This window comes from Variovorax sp. 10L426, from assembly GCF_056395305.1.
In genome coordinates this window covers 1-896 of sequence record NZ_JBFTJF010000052.1, presented here as the reverse complement: position 1 = coordinate 896, position 896 = coordinate 1, and the positions used below count along the sequence as shown (strand labels likewise).

The 896-nt window shown below is 66.6% G+C and carries 1 protein-coding gene; it reads left to right on the top strand.

Annotation, left to right across the window (positions count from 1 at the left end):
- Positions 1-896, top strand: an 896-nt coding sequence (locus AC1DHL_RS29645; RefSeq protein ID WP_478164317.1) for a UxaA family hydrolase, incomplete at both ends; no start/stop codon positions are given.

Genomic DNA, 896 nt, shown 5'->3' with positions numbered 1-896 from the left:
CTCGCGATCACGCAGACCGTGCAGTGCGTGGCGGGCGTCACCGAGTTCGCGGTGCAACGCATCAAGGCCGAACTGCTGCCGAAGTTTCCCAACGTCGATGACGTCGTGGCGCTGGAGCACACCTACGGCTGTGGCGTGGCCATCGACGCACCCGATGCCATCATTCCGATCCGCACGCTGCGCAACATCAGCCTCAACCCGAACTTCGGCGGCGAGGTGATGGTCGTGAGCCTGGGTTGCGAGAAGCTGCAGCCCGAGCGGCTGATGCCGCCGGGCACCATCCCGCTGATCGACGAACGCAACGTGGCCGATGTCGGCGACAGTGCAGACAGCAAGCTGGATGTGGTCTGCCTGCAGGACGATGCGCATGTCGGCTTCATGTCGATGGTCGATTCGATCATGCGGCAGGCCGAAGAGCATCTCGAACGCCTGAACGCCCGTCGCCGCGAGACCGTGCCGGCCAGCGAACTGGTGGTCGGCGTGCAGTGCGGCGGCAGCGATGCCTTCTCCGGCGTCACCGCCAATCCGGCCGTCGGCTTCTGCACCGACCTACTCGTGCGCGCAGGCGCCACCGTGATGTTCTCGGAAGTCACCGAGGTGCGCGACGGCATCGACCAGCTCACCTCGCGCGCCACCACGCCCGAAGTGGCCGACGCCATGATCCGCGAGATGGCCTGGTACGACGCCTACCTGGACAAGGGCCGCGTGGACCGCAGCGCCAACACCACGCCGGGCAACAAGAAGGGCGGCCTGTCCAACATCGTCGAGAAGGCGATGGGCTCGATCGTGAAGTCGGGCAGCGCGCCGATCTCGGGCGTGATCTCGCCGGGCGAGAAGGTGCGCCAGAAGGGCCTGATCTACGCGGCGACGCCGGCCAGCGATTTCATCTGCGGCAC